The 17793-nt window shown below is 68.1% G+C and carries 11 protein-coding genes and 1 pseudogene; 10 read left to right on the forward strand and 2 right to left on the reverse strand.

What is annotated here, in order from left to right; all coding sequences use genetic code 11:
* The first annotated feature begins 90 nt into the window (after positions 1-90).
* The gene (locus BQ7355_RS04975; protein WP_072415198.1) at positions 91-1176 is read left to right on the forward strand and encodes a glycosyltransferase family 2 protein; all 1086 of its coding nucleotides are present in this window, start codon (positions 91-93) and stop codon (positions 1174-1176) included.
* Positions 1177-1559: 383 nt separating this feature from the next.
* Here the strand turns inward: BQ7355_RS04975 and BQ7355_RS04980 are convergent.
* Positions 1560-2800, reverse strand: a pseudogene (locus BQ7355_RS04980) (IS256 family transposase).
* Between the two features lie 757 nt (positions 2801-3557).
* Here BQ7355_RS04980 and BQ7355_RS04985 point away from each other — a divergent pair.
* Positions 3558-3995 (forward strand): arginine repressor, encoded by a 438-nt coding sequence (locus tag BQ7355_RS04985; protein WP_072415200.1) that lies wholly within the window; start codon positions 3558-3560, stop codon positions 3993-3995.
* A gap of 580 nt (positions 3996-4575) precedes the next feature.
* On the opposite strand, the gene BQ7355_RS04990 is transcribed toward BQ7355_RS04985, so the two are convergent.
* A complete protein-coding gene (locus tag BQ7355_RS04990) occupies positions 4576-6804 on the reverse strand; it encodes a transglycosylase domain-containing protein (RefSeq protein WP_072415201.1) in 2229 nt (742 codons plus the stop codon).
* 324 nt (positions 6805-7128) lie between these two features.
* Between BQ7355_RS04990 and BQ7355_RS04995 the strand changes: the two genes are divergently transcribed.
* The 8 genes from BQ7355_RS04995 (at position 7129) to BQ7355_RS05030 (ending at position 17789) form a co-directional block, all read left to right on the forward strand.
* On the forward strand, positions 7129-9303 hold the full coding sequence (locus BQ7355_RS04995) for a peptidase U32 family protein (RefSeq protein ID WP_072415202.1): 2175 nt from the start codon (positions 7129-7131) through the stop codon (positions 9301-9303).
* Positions 9300-11291, forward strand: a complete 1992-nt coding sequence (locus BQ7355_RS05000) for a hypothetical protein (RefSeq protein ID WP_072415203.1) — start codon at positions 9300-9302, stop codon at positions 11289-11291. Before BQ7355_RS04995 ends, BQ7355_RS05000 begins: the two co-directional genes overlap by 4 nt.
* Before the next feature lie 742 nt (positions 11292-12033).
* Positions 12034-12480: a hypothetical protein gene (locus BQ7355_RS09250; RefSeq protein ID WP_205407568.1), complete on the forward strand. Its 447-nt coding sequence runs from the start codon at positions 12034-12036 to the stop codon at positions 12478-12480.
* A gap of 317 nt (positions 12481-12797) precedes the next feature.
* The gene (gene loaP, locus BQ7355_RS05010) at positions 12798-13490 is read left to right on the forward strand and encodes an antiterminator LoaP (protein ID WP_083581570.1); all 693 of its coding nucleotides are present in this window, start codon (positions 12798-12800) and stop codon (positions 13488-13490) included.
* Positions 13469-14311 carry a sugar transferase gene (locus BQ7355_RS05015; RefSeq protein ID WP_143761749.1) on the forward strand — a complete coding sequence of 281 codons (843 nt, stop codon included), beginning with the start codon at positions 13469-13471 and terminating at the stop codon, positions 14309-14311. The genes loaP and BQ7355_RS05015 overlap by 22 nt, the downstream gene beginning before the upstream one ends.
* On the forward strand, positions 14308-15522 hold the full coding sequence (locus tag BQ7355_RS05020) for a glycosyltransferase family 4 protein (protein ID WP_072415206.1): 1215 nt from the start codon (positions 14308-14310) through the stop codon (positions 15520-15522). Before BQ7355_RS05015 ends, BQ7355_RS05020 begins: the two co-directional genes overlap by 4 nt.
* A complete protein-coding gene (locus tag BQ7355_RS05025) occupies positions 15523-16572 on the forward strand; it encodes a polysaccharide biosynthesis protein (RefSeq protein ID WP_072415207.1) in 1050 nt (349 codons plus the stop codon).
* On the forward strand, positions 16572-17789 hold the full coding sequence (locus tag BQ7355_RS05030) for a polysaccharide biosynthesis C-terminal domain-containing protein (protein ID WP_072415208.1): 1218 nt from the start codon (positions 16572-16574) through the stop codon (positions 17787-17789). The genes BQ7355_RS05025 and BQ7355_RS05030 overlap by 1 nt, the downstream gene beginning before the upstream one ends.
* Positions 17790-17793: the final 4 nt, after the last annotated feature.

Below are 17793 nucleotides of genomic sequence, written 5' to 3' on the forward strand. Positions count from 1 at the left end.
TCGCGCATGAGCGCGGGAAGGGGCGCTGCGGATACCTGAGGGGTGATAAGATGCAATCGATTTTGTGGCCGATCGGGGAGAGGATTCGGAATGGCGCATCGAGGGGCACGGCTTCCGCGCACGTCCGTCGTTCTGGCGGCCGGTGACGATGAGCTGCATCTTGAGCGTGCCGTCGAGAGCGTCCTGTCCCAGAAGGCCGATTTCGAACTCGTGATCGCCGACTGCGGCACGACCGGAAGGGTCGCTGCGCTGATCGACAGGTTCCATGAACGGGATATCCGCGTCGAGACGGTCCGCCTCGAGGACTCCTCGGTTCCGCGTGCGCTTACCGCCGCCCTTGCCGTCACCCGCGGCAGCCACGTCCTCATCATGGGGCAAAACGATTGGCTCGCCCCGGGCATGCTGTCCGAGCTCTCCGCTTTCGCCGGGGACAACGATCTCGATCTTGCGGTTCCCGCGCGCTCCAAGGACCTGTGCCTTCGCAAGGGGGAGCCTCCGCGCTGCCGTGCGCTGTCCCTTCCCACGGAGTGCTGGGGACCCGAGGCGCCTGAGTGCGAGGGGCAGGGGCTCGATGAGGCGCGCGAGGCCGTCGCCGCGCTGTACGGCCTTGGATTGCTCGAAGGCGCATTCGGCCTGCTCGTGAGAAGGTCGCTCGCGCTTCCTGCGGCGCAATCCTTCAAGAGTCTTGTGAGTCCTGTCGAGTACATGGTGCGATGCCTGCGCGACGTGCGCCGCGTCGGCGTGCTGGATAGCGCTCCCTACCACAGCTTCTGCGGCTATCCGCCTGCCGCGATGCCCTGCGAGCCCGGGCGCTTCGCCTGCTTGGAGCGCGAGCACGCGAGCGTCCTGTCGCTTTGCCGCGCATGGGGCGTGGCGTCCGATTCCACCGCCTTGCAGGCGGTTCACTACCGCCATGTGATCGGCTGCATCGGCTGCATCGATAACATGAGCATCGGAGCGGGCAGGCTGACGTCTGCCGAGCGCATCTCCCGGATCGATGCGATGCTCGCCGCCCCCGCGGTCGCCGAGTCGCTCGATGCCGTTTCGGGTGCCGCGCGGGATTTTGGCCTTATGTATCGCCCTATGCTCGGCGGCAACGCGGTGGCTTGCGCGATGTTCTGCCGTCTGCGCGAGCTGGGGCGCGCGAGCCACGTTTCCATGGCGCCCGTGCTCTAGAGTTCGCGCCTGCGGCATTGCAGCGGGTGCATGCTGGGTTTCGCCGCTGCCCGGACCATCGCGTCCCTCATGCCCCCTTGCGTCTCCGACTTTGATGCCTTATGGCTCGCGCATCGTCCCCTATGTGCCCGCGCGTGTCCGATCCGAGCAATCTTGCGTTGCCGACGCTCCGCCTTCTCGGGACTGGTCAAAAAACGCGTCGAGTCGGTACTTGAGGGGGACTAAAAGCTTATACATTTTGGTTTTGCGGCGGCATCTGGGGTCCGTAGATGCAGTTTCAAGCGGATCGGATGCTTGCAACGCATCGACATCGCATTGCGCCTATCGCGTCACGAAAAGTGGTGTAGGGCCGTTCCCCCGGGGTCGCAGCCCCGCCCCGTATGCTACGCCGCCCTCCTCTTCCTGTCGAACGCCTCCTCCACCAGCCTGAGCACCCTCTCCTCGCCGCCGGGTTCCTCGGGCAGGGGTTCGCGCTCGTAGCCGGGCTCCAGGCTCCTCCTGTCGATGAAGTTGCGCCGCACGCCCAGGCGTCGTTCTGGTCGCAGCACACCGCCCCGACCAGGCGCACGAGGGACTCCGCCGACGGGAACACCTGGACCACCCTCGTGCGCCGCTTGATCTCGCAGTTCATGCGCTCCTGGACGTTGTTCGTCCTCACCCAGTGCCGGTGCTCCCGGGGGAACGCGAGGTAGGCGAGGGCCGCGGGCGCGGCCTCCTCGAGGAGCTCGGCGCCGCGCTCGTCCACGGCGGCGAGCAGGTCGACGGCGCGGCGGTAGCCCGCCCTCACGAGCGCCGGGTCCGCCTCGGCGAAGGCGGCCTTGAGGGCCGCGACGGCGGCCGAGCCGTCGCCCTTCCTGCGGCAGCGCTCCAGCACGTTGCGCTCGAGGTGCGCGATGCAGCGCTGCCAGGCGGCGCCGGGCAGGGACTCGCGGACGGCCCGGACGAGGCCCTCGTGGGCGTCCGAGACGACGAGGCGCACGCCCGAGAGCCCGCGGGACCTGAGCGACAGCAGGAAGCCGCGCCAGGAGAGGTAGGACTCGGTGTCGATGCACTCTATGCCCACGACGCGCCTGCGCGCCGAGCCCGAGCAGGCCACCGCGGTGACGAGCGCCACCGACCTCGGCGCGCCGGCCTCGCGGCACGGCACGTAGGTGGCGTCGAGCCACAGGTACGGCCACTCCTCGGAGGAGAGGTCCGCGCCCCGCAGCTCCGCCACCTCGCCGTCGAGCCCCTCGCACAGCCGCGACACGCGGGACCGGCCCATCGACTCGAGGCCCAGGTCGGAGGCGACGGCCTCGACCTTCCTGGTCGAGATGCCCGCCGCCCACATGTCGCACACGGCCGAGGCGAGGGCCGTGTCCGTCCGCGACCAGCGCGCGACCACGTCCTCGGGGAAGTACGTCCCCTCCCTGAGCTTGGGGATCCTGAGCGTCACCCGCCCGACGCAGGTGTCGAGCGAGCGCTCGCGGTAGCCGTTGCGCGGCACCCCGAGCTCGGACGCCTGCTCGTCCATGACCGCGTTCAGCAGCCCCTCCAGCAGGGACCTCAGCGCGGCGTTGATGTCGATCGTGCCGTCGGCGCGGACGCCGGCGGCGGCGAGCGCCTCCTCGTGTACAGTGTCCATAGCGGTCGTTCCTTTCTCCAGAACCGTCTGTTGTGGTGACTACGATTCTAGGGAACGGCCGCGCCCTTTCGGGCGCCGGCCGGGATGCCGGCTACACCAATTTTCGGGACGCGTCCATTGCGCCCCGATACCGATCGTCGTCCGACACCCGCAAGTGCCGACTCGACGCGTTTTTTGACCAGTTGGGGCAAGCATCATTAATATATTAACCCACCTTCTTCAATCATTAGTGAGAAGAGGTGCATAGAATGCCGTTTTCGTAAGCCCTATGTGCATATCGAATGGGGCCGAGAAATTTCCCATCGGCAGATTCATTCGTTGTTGCGTTGGCCGCCCTTTACGGGAGCGTGCTGGTCTGCCGGAATGCGCCGACGGCAATCGGCATGAGGCTTGTTGGCGCTGCGTATCGAGAAGCGGTCCTTCTATCCGGTCATGAGGTGCGCCCTTCGCGTTGCGTCCCGAAGGGGAGGCTCCCATGTCGATATTCGGGTTCGTCTTGCTGCTGCATCTTGCATAGATTGGATTGCCACGCGCATAGGAAGGCACTATGCCGAATTGACATTGCTGATCACCGTATGCGAAGTTCTAATGAATTGATAGCAAACTATGCACTTCGTGTCTGAGAATATCGAGAATTTAGCTCATTTGAGTCATGCATGTTAAATTGTGGGTATTGAGCGGTCGCTCATCACAATGCATGAGTAGAGTGTAGTCCATGGCAAATTGCGGGCTGCGTGCATGGAGGCAGGCGAGGCGAATGGCAAAGAAGCGCAACGGAAGACAGGATGCGATCCGCGAGATCGTGCGCAACCGCGACGTACGGACGCAACGGATGCTCGTAGATGCGCTCAAGGCCGCGGGGTACGACTGCACTCAGGCCACCGTCTCGCGCGACATCGCCGACATGGGTCTGCGCAAGCTTCCCGAGGGCGTGTACGTGCTGGCTGAGGACCAGCATCTGCAGCGTATGGTCTCCGAGCTCGTGTGCGATGTGAACCGCGCCGACAACCTGGTGCTCGTCAAAGCCCAGCCGGGCACCGCATCCGGTATCGCCGCGGCGATCGATGCGGCGGAGCTTCCCGATGTGCTTGGGTCGCTCGCCGGCAACGACACGATTCTCGTCATCACGCAGACGGCTGCCGACGGCGAGCGTCTCGAGCAGATGATCGACAAGCTGCGGAGCCCTCGCCGATAGGGTCTGCGGCTGCGTTCGGTGCCTTGTCGGGGCCGGGTTAAACCCCCGCGCTCCCGCGTTTTGCGCGCTGCGTCGTCGCGGCGCGCGCCCTCGTAGCTTTGATAAAGCAGCCGGTTGAGAGCCCCCATCCCTTGGACGCGGAAACGTTGCGTCCGAGAGATGGGGGGCTTTTTGTGCGTGTCGGCTGCTTATCGTTGGCGATCGCCTGCCCGCCCCTGACGTGCGTGCCAAGGGGTGCGTTTACTAGGGCACGGTCGGCGGCCCGGGCGCTTGGCTGCCTTATTCGGCGGGCGGGGAAGGCCGAGACCCGTTTCCCGCCGCGGAACGGGCGCCATGGTGCCCCACTTGGTAAATGGAGCAGGTCGAGGTCCGTTCCCCGCTTCAGAACGGGTCTGGCGTACCCCATTCGGGGCATTGGAGAAGGTTCCGTCCATTTCCGCGTCCGGTGTGCCAACGGGGTGCGTCTTCAATGGCACGGCCGGCTATCCGAGCCCGCGGCTTGCCATGTGAAAAAAGCGGCCGCGACCTGCCCGAAGGCTCGGTCGCGGCCGCTGCGGATACCGCCATGAGGGATGTTTGCCTATGCGGAGGGCGTGGGCGATGGGTTGGGAGCAGGTGTCTCCGGCTCCGGCTCGGGCTCGGGCTCGGGCTCCGGCTCGGGCTCCGGGGTGGGCGTGCTCGGCTGCGTGGGCGTGTTCGCGCCGCCGGTGCCGCCGCTCGTGGTGCCGTTGCCGCCCGTCGTCGTGCCTCCCGTCGTCGTGCCTCCCGTCGTGCCGTTCTCGGTCGCGGGGTCGGTCGCCGCCTCGGTCTCGGGCGACTCGGGGCTCTCGGTCTTCTCCACGGACGCGGACCCGCCGGCGAGCTTCCATTCGGAATTCTTCTTGTAGGTGGGGGCGGTTCCGGTCGCGAACTCCTCGCGCGCGACGCCCTCGAGCGCGCTGTTCATAAAGGTGCGGAAGATGGGCAGCACGGTGTCTGCGGTGTGCAGGTAGGGGATCGCGTCGTTGGTGAGCGAGCGCCCGACCCAGATCGCCACCGAGAGCTGCGGGGTGTAACCGCAGAACCACAGGTCGGTCGTGTCGTTCGCGGTACCGCCCGTGCCCGTCTTGCCGGCGATCGGCTGGTTGATCGACGGCCTGCCGGACGCGCCGGTGCCGCCGCCGGTCATGACCTGCTCGAGGCAGTCGGTCACCGCTGCGGCCTCGCCTGCGGTAAGAACCTCGGTGGGATCGTCCTCGTGCTGGTAAAGAATCTCTCCTTCACGGTTGAGGATCTCGCTGATGGCCACCGCGTTGCGGTGCTTGCCGCCCGCGGCGTAGGTGGCGAAGGCCTCGGCCATCTCGACGGTGGAGCAACCGTAGCCGCCGCCAGTGAGGGTGAGGGAGGCCGCGTAGGGGTCCATGCCCGCGGCATCGGTGTCGATGCCCAGCTTCTTGGACATGTCGATGATCTTGTCGTTGCCGATGGCGAGCGCGACCTGCACGTAGCCCGTGTTGGAGGACTTCGCGGTCGCCTGGGCGAGGGTGAGCGTTCCGTAGTCGTAGTTGCCGTAGTTGCGCAGCTGGCCGTCAGCGGGGTAGTACGGGTCGATCGTCATCGGGGAGGAGCAGTTGATGGGCAGCGTGGGGCTCATCCCGGCATCGATGGCCGCGGCGAGCGTGATGGCCTTGAAGGCCGAGCCCGTGGAGCGGCGCGACGTCGCGTGGTTGATGTGGCTGTCGTCCGCGTCGTAGTTGCGGCCGCCGACCATCGCCTTGATGTAGCCGGTCTTGGGGTCGATGACCGTCATGCCCACGTTGAGCTCGCCGTCCGAATCGACCGCGTCCATGCGGGAGATGGCGGCGTCCTCGGCGAGGGCCTGCAGGTTGGGGTCGATGGTGGTCTTGACGGTGAGGCCGCCCTTGAACAGGACGTCGGTGGAGAACTCCTCCTGGAGCAGCGTTTTCACGTAATCGACGAAGTAGGGGTGCGCGTAGGTGCCGTTGACCGTCTGCTCGGTGAGGTTGAGCGTGATGGGCTCCGCCACCGCGGCGTCGTGCTCCTTCTGCGTGATGGTGCCCTGGCGCAGCATGTTGCCCAGGACCTTGTTGCGACGGCTTAGCGCGAGGTCGGGGTTGGTGGTGGGGTCGTAGTACCCGGGGGCGTTGGGAAGGCCGATCAGCAGGGCCGCCTCGGCCAGCGTGAGGTCGGAGGCGTTCTTGCTGAAGTAGGTGACGGACGCGGCCTGGATGCCGTAGGCGCCGTGGCCGTAGTAGATCGTGTTGAGGTACATGGTGAGGATCTCGTCCTTGGAGAAGATCTTCTCCATCTGCAGGGCGATCCACGCCTCGCGGACCTTGCGCTCGATGGTGTTGTCGAACTGCTCCTCGGAGAGGATGGTGTTGCGGACGAGCTGCTGAGTGATGGTCGAGGCTCCCTCGGAGCGGCCGGCGAGCTGGTTGAGCACGGCGCGGCCGATGCCGATGATGTCGACGCCCGGATGCGCGTAGAAGCGCTCGTCCTCGACGTCGACGGTGCCCTTGATGACGTAGGGGGAGATCTGGTCGAACTCGACGCTGTCGCGGTTCTGGACGTAGAGGCTGGCGATCTCGTTGCCGTTCATGTCCACGATGCTCGTGGGCTCGCTCGTCATGTAGTTGTCGATATCGGTGTAGTCGGGCAGGTCGGACAGCCAGCGGTTGACGTTGACCATCATGCCGACGCCGAACGCGATGCCGCAGATGAGCAGAAAGCCGAAGACGGAGCCGAGGATGACGGGGACGGCATGCGTCTTGGAGCGACGGCGGGCCTGGCGCTCGCGTGGACTCATAGGGTGACCTCCAACCGATCGTGAGCCGATCCGGTGCCGTGCGGGCCCTCTCGGCGTGCATTCTGTACACAGGTGGTTCTACATTAGCGCAATGGTCTTGAGCTGGAGCTCTCGGCGATCGAGCGCCGCTAAATTCCAGACTGATTGCATACCTGCCCCGTGCCAAAAGGGACGTACCCTAACGGCACGCCGAACGTTTAGCCGCGCCGCTAGGGTGCGTCCCTCTTGGCACGGCTTCCGGGGCGGCCTTGCGCATCGTCGCGGGCCGTATACCATGGATGGTTCGATGGAAAGCATGCCGCGCCGCACGAGAGGAGAACCCACATGAGCCACGCCCTTCCGGAGCTTCTCGCGCCCGCGGGATCGCTGGACGCGCTGCTCGCGGCCGTCGCGGCGGGCGCCGACGCGGTGTATTGTGGCGTGGGCGCCTTCAACGCGCGCGCCGCGGCCGACGACATCTCCTGGGCGGACTTCGGCCCCGCCTGCGCCGTGGCCCATGCCCGCGGCGTCCGGGTCTACGTGACTCTCAACGTGTACCTGAGGGAGGGCGAGCTGGACCGCGCCGTCGCCTGCGCACGCCGCGCGGCGGCCCTCGGCGCGGACGCCTGCATCGTCGCGGACGCCGGGCTCGCCCGGGCGCTCGCGGTCGCGCTGCCGGGCGTCGAGCTCCACCTCTCCACGCAGGCGGGCGTGACGGGTCCCGCCGGCGTCCGCCTTGTCCGGCGCGAGCTGGGCGTCGAGCGCCTGTGCTGCGCGCGCGAGCTGTCGCTCGACGAGCTGGGCGAGCTCGCGCGAGCGGGGGGCGAGCCGCTCGGTGGCGCCGCGCCCATCGGCATCGAGGCGTTTTGCCACGGGGCCATCTGCATCTGCTATTCGGGCGCCTGCGCCGCATCGGCGCTGCGCCGCGGGAGATCCGCCAACCGCGGCGACTGCACGCAGCCGTGCCGCCTGTCCTACGCGCTCGTGGACGAGGCGGGCGCGGACCGCGCGGAGGTGGTCGGTGACCGCCTGCTCTGCCCGCGCGACTACCTGTCCGTGCGGCACGTCCCCGAGCTCGTGGCAGCCGGCGTGTCGGCCCTGAAGATCGAGGGGCGGATGAAGAACCCCGACTACGTGCACAACGTCGTCCGGGTGTACCGCGCCGTGCTCGACGCCGTCGCCGCGGGGGCCGAGCTCACCTCGGCCGACCTCGACCGGGCGGCCTCGGCGCTCGGCCGCTCGTTCAACCGCGGCTTCACCGACGCGTACCTGCGGGGCCGCTCGGACGCGTCCCTCATGAGCTTCGAGCGCGCCATCAACCAGGGCGTCCGCGTGGGCGAGCTGGTCGAGCGCCGCCGCGAGGAGGTCGTGGTCCGCTTCGACGCGGCGGTGAGCGCCGGGGATACGCTGGAAATCCGTTCCACGCCCGGCCCGGATGCCCCGGCTGACGTGCCCAAGCGCTGGCCGCTCGTGCCCTGCCCGCGCGATGCCGCCCCCGGCGAGCTGCTCGTGGTCCACTGCAAGCGTCGCGTGGAGGTGGGCAGCCCGGTGCACCTCACGGCGAGCGCCGGCGTGCGCGCCGAGGCCGCGGCCGCCGTCGCGCGCCTGCGGGCGGAGTTCGACGCCCTCGCGCGCGGATTCGAGCCGGCGGCGGGGCCTGGCGAAGGAGGGGTGCTTGGATCCTGCGGCGAGCCCGTTGCTGCGGCCGTTCCGTCCGGCGGCCGCGCGGAGCCCGAGCCGGTCGGAATCCCCGCCGGGCCCGGATCGCGCCCTCGCCGGATGTCCGTCACCCTCGCCGTGGCGACGCCCGACGCGGCGCGCCGGGCGCTGGCGGACGCGCGCGTCGACGCCGTCGCGGTGGCGGCGTGGCGCGTGCTCGAGGATGAGGGCGCGTGGTCCGAGCTTATCGGGCGGCTTGTGGTCATCCTCGACGAGGCGGTGCGGGTCGCGGACGAGGGTCGCATGTCCGCGCTCGCCGCCTCCGCCCGCCGCGCGGTGTGCCGCAACTACGGTGCGGTCGAGCTCGCCCGCACCGCCGCGGCGCCCTTCGACGCCGCCGCTCCGCTTACGGCCGCCCACGCTGCGGCCGTCGCCGCGCTGGGCGAGATGGGGGCCGGGGTCGTCTGGCTGCCCGACGAGCTGACCGTCCCCGAAGCCGCCCGCGCGGTCGCCGCGAGCCCGCGCGGGGCGCGCTGCGGCCTGCTCGTCTACGGCGTCCCGCAGCTCATGATCTGCGAGCACTGCCTGCTGACGGCCGAGGGGCCGTGCGCGGGCGCCTGCGCCGCCTGCACCCGTCGCGCGCACGCGCGCTTCCTGCGCGAGGCCGGCGGGGCGCAGCTGCCCGTCCGCATCGACGCCCTCGGCCGCACGCGGATATTCGACGCGCGCCCGATCGACCGCGTCGGCGACCTTAGCGCGCTCGCCGCGGCGGGCCTCACCGACGTGCTGGTCGATGCGTCGCTGCTCGATGAGGTCGAGACCGATGCCGTCCTCGACCGCGTGGCGGAGGTGCGCGCATGAGGGCGGGCGGGCCCAAGGCCGAACCGGCGCCCGGGCGCTCCATGAAGCGGGGCTCCGCATGCCCGGTGTCGCCTGCATCCGCAACGGAGGCACCCACCGCGCCGGCGACCGGGGCCGACGGCCATCCGGCCGCGTCGAAGGCGGCCGCAGCTCCCACCTTGGATCGGGATCTCGACGACGGCCGCGTCGCGCCCTGGGACCGTTCTGCGCCCAGCTCCCTTCCCGCCCGTCTGCGCGCCGCCGCCACCGCCGCCCTCGTGCGCATGCCCGAGTGCGTGCCCTATGCGCTCATGGCGGCGCTGCTGCTCGCGTTGCTCGCGGCGTGTCTCGTGCCCATGGTTCAGATCGCCGCCTTCGACCACAGCTACGCCGACGACTGGCACTACGGCGTCGATGCGCACCTCGCGCTCGAGGCGGGCGGCGGCCTTCCGGCGGCGCTCGCCGCCGCCGTGCAGGAGGCGCGCGACACGTTCTTCTCGTGGCAGGGGACCTATTCGGCCATCCTGCTCATGGCGCTGCAGCCGGGTGTGTTTTCCGAGGCGCTGTACGGGGCGGGGGCCGTCGCCATCATCGCGGTGCTCGCGGCCTCGACGTTCTACGCGTGCGGCGTGGCGGTCCGCGAGGTGCTCGGCGCCGATCGTCCGACATGGGTCGCCGCGTCCTGCCTCGTGCTCCTGCTCCAGACCCAGCTGATCCCGAGCCCCGTGGAAGGGTTCTACTGGTACAACTCCGCCATCTACTACACGTTCTACCACGCGCTGACACTCGTGATGCTCGGCATGGCGGCGCGCATCGCGCGCGGGTGCACGCGGCGCGGCGAGCTCACGCGCGCCGGCATGCTGCTGCGGGCGGTGCTCCTGTGCGCGCTCGCCCTGTTCGTCGCGGGAGGCAACTTCGTCACCGGCGTGGTGGCGTGCCTGCTCATGGCCGGCGCCGTCGTCGCCACGGCGTGTCTCGGCCGTCCGCGCCGCGCGCTGGCGCTCGCCCCGGCGCTGCTGGCCCTGCTCGCCGGGTTCGCGCTGTCCATGGCGGCCCCGGGCAACGCGGAGCGCCAGGCGACGCAGTACCCGGACGACGCCCTGGGCGTGCTGCCCACGCTGCTGCGCAGCGGGTGCGCTGCGGCCGAGTACGCGGTGCTGTGGACGGGCGGCCTGCTCATCCTCGCGCTCGCCGTCGCGCTCCCATTCATGGTGCGCGCCGCGCGCCGCAGCCCCCGCGCGTTCGCGCGCCCCTGGGCCCCGGCGCTCCTCGCGTTCGCGCTGTTCGCCGCCAGCTTCACGCCGGCGTTCTACTCCATGGGAAACGTCGGGCCGGGCCGCGTGCAGAATATCCGGTACGACCTGTTCGTGCTGCTCGTGTTCGTCTGCGCGCAATGGCTCGTGGGCTGGTGCGTGCGCCGCCTCGAGCGCTCCGGTGCGCTCGAGGTGCTGCCGGCGGAGGACCCCTGGTGGGACGAGGGCGCATGGCGCACGGGCCCCGATGGGGCCGAGGCGGCGGGGGAGGCGGCTTGCGCCGCGGGCGCGGCGTGCGACGGCGCCCCCTTGCCCTCCGCCGCGCCCGCGGCGGACCTTGCGGACGAGGCGGGCGCGGCGTGCGAGGTGCGCGAGCGCGCCGCGGTGCCCGTCCCCGCGGCGTCCCCGAGCGCCGCCGCCTACCTGGGCGCGTGCGCCATCGTGCTCGCGCTCGTCACGGTCGCGTTCGCCGTCGACGCGCGCCACGCGAGCGACCTCACGGCGCTTTCCGCGGCGGAGTCGCTGTCCGACGGCACGGCGGCTGAGTACGACCGGCAGGTGACAGACCGCCTCGCGTACCTCGCCGCCGTGCGGGATCGCGGCGAGACCGAGGTAGAGGTGCCGTACTACAGCGCGAGGCCGCGCGTCCTCTACATGGGCGAGATCCGCGACAACATGGGCAACTACATCAACTACCGCCTGGCGCAGTGGTTCGGCTTGGACTCCGTGGTGGGATATTCGTCCCCGATGCAGTAGAGGGGCGGGTTGGAACCGGCCGGCGACCGCCCTGCACGGTCCCGGTGCCCGGCGATCGCAAAAGCATGGCATGAGGGACGGGATAGATCCGAATTAGGCACCTAACTGTCCCTGAAGCCATGCTTTTCGAAAAGAGCCGGTGCGTTGCCGCACGGGGCCGCACGGGGTGCCGGGTGCCGGCCATCGCACTCGCTCCCTTCGCATGCTTTGATAGAGGGCTTATCGGAACGCGGACAGTTGGCGCATCCACCCGCGACTATTCTGCAGCTCGGTCCGCCGCCGCCTCACGGGGCAAATTGTTGCGCAACATTCAAATAATTCTCACAGGGAGTGGCAAACCTGCAGCACCGGACCGCTGTGCGCCCGGGTGCGCTGTGTTAGCATTTAGCGGAGAATGGCGTTACGCATCAAGTCTGCGTTACACTGGGTGCCTGTGGATGGTCGCGAGTTGAAATAGGGGGTGCGGCACATGGCATATGGCTTGCAGGGCTCTGCGCAGATCGCATGCGCCGTAGACGCCGCAACCGCGATAACCAACGGGGGGGGGCGCTCCTCAGCTAAGCTAGCTGGAGCCCGCGTTACCCCGAGGTGCGACGCGCCCGCCGCCGGGCAGACTGCCGCCCTCGCTTCCCGTATTCAAACCGATAACCCCATAGCCGCGCTCTCCGTGCCCCGCGGGCGCGAGGAGGCCTGTGCGCGCCGCATTCGCGCCGCTGCCGGCTCGTCCGCGTCGGAGGTCTTCGTGCTCGCCCGCGAGTGCGCGCGCAGCCATGCCGGTGCGTGGGAGCTCGTTCGCGAGCCCGCCTATCCCGGCAGCGTGTTTGCTGCCGTTCGCGACGCCGAGGCTTTCGTCGAGCGCGTCGACACCCCCGCGTTCGCCGCGCTCGGCATCCATCTCATCACAACCCAATCAGCGCTCGGCACGCCCGAGCCGCGTTTCCTGTCTCAACGGGAAGCCGACTTCGTGCGCCGCATCGGCGACGCGCGTCATGTGATCCGCATGTCGGTGGGCGATGTGGTGGAGGGGCGCCTCGTGGTGCACGAGGGCGCGCTCGTGGGATGCGAGGGGCTGGTCGCCCATGTGGACCGGCATCGTCGCAGCGCATGGCTGCAGGCGGCCGACCCGGTGCTGCGCGATGCGTCCGGCCGCGGCCTGCGCGTGGGGCTGGAGGTGGTCTCCAAGAGCTAGTCGGCTCGGTTCCCTGCGCAGAGTCCAGAGCAAACGGCTGGATTCCGCGCATGGAACCGGGTGCGCCCGGTGGGGCCCGCATGCGGTTGCATGTCTTGAGTTCGAACATATCTTGCATGGTCGGGGCGGTGCCTGGTGTGGGTCCCGAGCGTGCCTGAGGATGAATATGCCAGCTGCGGCCGAGCGTCGGCGGGGCGAAGCCCTGCTGCGATGCGCTCGGGAGCGAGCGGGGCGTGCGAAGACCGGCGCGGACGGCTGCCCGTGCGGGTTTCGTGCGTGTCATTCGCGCGGCGCAGCGGCGGAAAGGCAGGGTCGCCATGGTCGGGTGCGAGGATGCGCAGGCATTGCACGGCGAGTGCGCAAGGCTCGGTGAAGATTCGGATGGTAGCGAGGTTGCGGCAGACGTTCTGGCGCATGCCACGCCATGCGCGGGGCGGGCCGTCACGGTCTCGGAGCGCCGGTGCGCGCACGGGGCCGGCGGCTGGTACGTGATCCAGGTGCCCACCGGCAAGGAGGCAGCTCTGTGCTCCGCCATCGAGCGCGTGGCGGGGCCGGGCGAGCTGAGCGAGTGCTTCGTGCCGAGCTTCGAGACGCAGCGCAAGGTGCGCGGCGCATGGGAGACGGTGCGGGCGGTGCTGTTCCCGGGGTACGTGGTCGCCGTGACGCGGAGCGTGGGCGCGCTCAAGCATCGCCTGCGCGGCGTGTCGGAGTTCACGCGCCTGCTCACGATGGGGGAGTCCTTCGTGCCGCTGGACGATGCGGACCGCGCGTGGCTCGCCGCATTCACGACCGCGGGCGACCGCGCCATCCCCATGAGCATGGGCGTGGTGGAGGGAGACCGCATCGTGGTCACCCAGGGCCCGCTCATGGGACATGAGGGGTGGATCACCAGCGTGAACCGCCGCAAGAGCCTGGCATTCATCCAAGTAGAGATGTTCGGACGCAAGATCGAGACGAGAATCGGCCTAGGGATCGTGCGAAGGAAACCGTGTCCGAACAAGAACGACTAAAGAACGCGGGCGTATCCGAGGGGAACGCCGTCGACAATCTGGCTTTACAAACGATGGATGAGCTTGTTACTTCTGGGGATTTAGATTCCGACGAAGTGGAAAGCGTTATTGCGGGGATACGCGACACCGCCGGCCTCTCCTCGTCGCCCGCCGCGACGGAGATCGCCGCCGACGTGCTGGCGAAGCTCCTGCCCGACGAGGGCGTGGTGGTCCTGCCGGAGCTGTCCCGCGTGAACGGCGGCTGGGCCTACCGCGCGGTCAAGCGCGCCTTCGACGTGGTGTCCTGCTCCTGCGCGCTCGTCCTGCTGTCCCCGGTGATGGCCTACGTCGCCGCGCGCATCAAGCTGGAGAGCCCGGGCCCGGTGCTCTACGCGCAGGTGCGCGAGGGCGTCGGCGGGAGGCCCTTCAAGCTCTACAAGTTCCGCTCGATGTACACGGACGCGGAGGCCCGGGGCGCGCAGTGGGCCGCGGGCGACGACCCCCGCATCACGCCCTTCGGGCGCGTTCTGCGCAAGTCCAGGCTCGACGAGGTGCCGCAGTTCTGGAACGTCGTGCGCGGGGACATGAGCCTGGTGGGCCCGCGCCCCGAGCGCCCGGTGTTCTGCCGCGAGTTCGAGAAGCGGATCGAGGGGTGGAGCCGCAGGACCGCGGTGCGCCCCGGCATCACGGGCCTCGCCCAGGTCGAGGGCGGCTACGAGCTGCTCCCCAAGGAGAAGGCCGCCATCGACATCCGCTACATCGAGACCCGCTCGCTCTGGCTCGACCTGAAGATCATGCTCCGCACGCTCGGTGTGCTCAAGACGGGGGAGGGCGCGCGATGAGGATCTTGGTTTCCTGCCAGCACTACTGGCCGGAGCCGTTCAACACCTCGGACGTATGCGAGGAGCTGGTACGTCGCGGCCATTCGGTCACGGTGATCACCGGGATGCCCAACACGGGCATGGAGGGAAACGACATCCTCCCGGAGTATCGGGGGAGGGGTCAACTTGAAGAGGAGCGTAACGGTGTCCGGATAATCCGGGTTCCGCTGCGCCCCCGCAAATCGGGTGCGCTGAACAGGGTCCGCAACTATCTCTCGTTCTGGCATAACGGCAACAAGGCCGCGCGTCGCTTGAACGACGTGTTCGACGTGGTGCTGGGATATCAGTTCTCCCCGGTCATGCAAGTCGATCCCGGCATAACTTATGCGAAGAGGCACGGCATCAAAAATCTGCTGTACTGCTTCGATTTATGGCCCGCTAGCCTACTGGCCGGTGGGTTTGAAGAAGAATCGCTTCCGTTCAGGTGGATGCGCTCAGTGTCTAGGCGTATTTACTCCGATGCCGATCGAATCGCCGTCACGTCCCCCCTGTTTGATGAGTACTTCAGGAACGAGCTCGGTCTGCATATTCTCGACAGCGCCTATCTGCCCCAGTACGCGGAATCTACGTTCCTCGGTGCAGCAGAGCCCATTTCTGAGGGTTTTGAGCCCGGCAAGGTGCACTTAACTTTTGCCGGCAACGTCGGTCGCGCTCAGTCGGTTGAGACGATTATCGAGGCCGCCGCACGTATGCCTGAGGGTTCCAACATCATATTTCATGTCGTTGGTTCAGGATCGACGCTCGATTCCTGTAAGGAAAAAGCAAGAGAATTAAAGCTCAAAAACGTTGTTTTCCATGGCAGGAGACCTCTCGAAGAGATGCCCGCCTATTATGCCGCATCGGACGCGATGCTGGTCACGTTCGCCGATAGCCCGATGGCAACCTATACGCTTCCGCGAAAGGTGACGACGTATCTAGCGGCAGGCAAGCCCGTACTTGCTGCCCTTTCTGGCGAGACGAAACGAGTGCTGGATGAATCTGGTTGCGGTATCGCGTGCGGCATCGAGGATGCAGAGGGTCTCGCTCGCATTTGCTACGAGTTCGAGCGGACAGAGCGAAAGGCCGAGATGGGGGCTGCTGCTCGAGCGTACTACATAGACAACTTCACCAAGGAACGTTTCTTCAGCAAGCTCGAAGACCTTTTGCGTGAACTGACCGAGAAGGGTGAATAAATGACAGATTTTGCGGGCAAGACCCTCATGATCACGGGCGGCACGGGCAGCTTCGGCAACACCGTGCTCAAGCACTTCGTCGACACGGACTTCGAGGAGATCCGCATCTTCTCCCGCGACGAGAAGAAACAGGACGACATGCGCCACCGGCTGCAGGAGCGGAGCCCCGAGCTCGCCTCCAAGGTGCGCTTCTTCATCGGCGACGTGCGCGACGCCCAGTCCGTGCGCGACGCGATGCGCGGCGTGGACTACATCTTCCACGCCGCTGCCCTGAAGCAGGTCCCCTCCTGCGAGTTCTTCCCCATGGAGGCGGTGCGCACCAACGTCATCGGCACCGACAACGTGCTGCACGCCGCCATCGCCGAGGGCGTGGAGAAGGTCGTGTGCCTGTCCACCGACAAGGCGGCCTACCCCATCAACGCCATGGGCAAGTCGAAGGCCATGATGGAGTCGATCATCTACGCCAACGCCCGCAACGGCGCCGGCCGCACCACCATCTGCTGCACCCGCTACGGCAACGTGATGTGCTCGCGCGGCAGCGTCATCCCGCTGTTCATCGACCGGATCCGCAAGGGCGAGCCGCTCACCGTGACCGACCCCAGCATGACCCGCTTCCTCATGAACCTCGACGAGGCGGTCGACCTGGTGCAGTTCGCCTTCGAGCACGCCAACCCCGGCGACCTGTTCGTCCAGAAGGCGCCTGCCTCCACGATCGGCGACCTGGCCGAGGCGGTCCAGGAGGTCTTCGGACATGTGGGTACCAAGGTGATCGGCACCCGCCACGGCGAGAAGCTCTACGAGACCCTCATGACCTGCGAGGAGCGCCTGCGCGCCGAGGACATGGGGGGCTACTACCGCGTCGCCTGCGACTCCCGCGACCTCAACTACGACAGCTTCTTCGTCGACGGCGACGTCAAGACGCAGGCCGACGAGGCCTACACCTCCCACAACACCGAGCGGCTGGACGTCGCCGGCACGGTCGAGAAGATCAAGACCGCCGAGTACGTGCAGCTGGCCCTCGAGGGCCGCGAGCACGAGGCGGTGCAGTGATGCGCGTCCTGGTCACCGGCGCCAAGGGGTTCGTCGGCCGCAACCTCTGCTGGGCGCTGAAGAACATCCGGGACGGCAAGGACCGTCGCGAGCGGTTCCAGGCCCTCCTGCCCCTCGAGGTCATGGAGTGCGACATTGAGACCACGGCGGAGGAGCTGGACGCGATGTGCGCCCGTGCTGACTTCGTGTTCAACCTCGCGGGCGTGAACCGCCCCGAGGATCCGGCGGAGTTCATGGCGGGAAACTACGGGTTCGCGAGCGACCTGCTGGCGGCGCTCGAGCGCCGCGGCAACGCCTGCCCGGTCATGCTCGCGAGCTCCGCGCAGGCGAGCCTCGCGGGGCGCTACGCCGGCTCGGCATACGGCGAGTCCAAGCTGGCGGGGGAGGGCCTCTTCCGTGGGTACTCCGCGCGAACCGGCGCGCCCGTGCTCATCTACCGCTTCCCCAACCTCTACGGCAAGTGGTGCCGCCCCAACTACAACTCGGCCGTGGCGACGTTCTGCGACGCGATCGCCAACGGCTGCGAGTACTCCGTGAGTGACCCCTCGGTGGAGCTCGAACTGCTCTACATCGATGACCTCGTCGCCGAGATGCTCTCCGCCCTGCTGGGGGAGGAGCGCCGCTGCGGGTACGACGGCCTTGTCGAGGTCGAGGGCGCGGACTTCTGCGCCTGCCGTCCCACCGACCGCGCCACGCTCGGCGAGATCGTCCGCTTGCTCGAGTCCTTCCGCCGCAGCCGCGAGACGCTCTCGGTGCCCGACCTCGCCGACGGCTCCCTCTCCAAGAAGCTCTGGAGCACGTTCGAGAGCTATTACGCCGAGGGTTCCCGTGCATATCCGCTGAAGGCCAACTGCGACGACCGCGGCTCGTTCACGGAGTTCCTGCGCACCCCGGAGCGCGGGCAGGTCTCCGTCAACGTGTCGAGGCCCGGCGTCACCAAGGGGAACCACTGGCATCACTCGAAGTGGGAGCGCTTCCTGGTGGTCTCGGGCGAGGCATCCATCAAGCTGAGGAGGGTGGGGGAGGACGCCGGGGGCGGCCGGTACCCCGTCGACGAGTACGTGGTGAGCGGCTCCGACATGCGCGTCGTGGAGATGATCCCAGGCTACACGCACTCAATCACCAACCTTTCGGACACTGATGACCTCGTCACGGTCATGTGGGCTAACGAGCCATTCGATCCGGAGGACCCCGACACGTACTACGAGGAGGTCTAACCGT

This window comes from Collinsella phocaeensis, assembly GCF_900119895.1.
Classification (GTDB): domain Bacteria; phylum Actinomycetota; class Coriobacteriia; order Coriobacteriales; family Coriobacteriaceae; genus Collinsella; species Collinsella phocaeensis.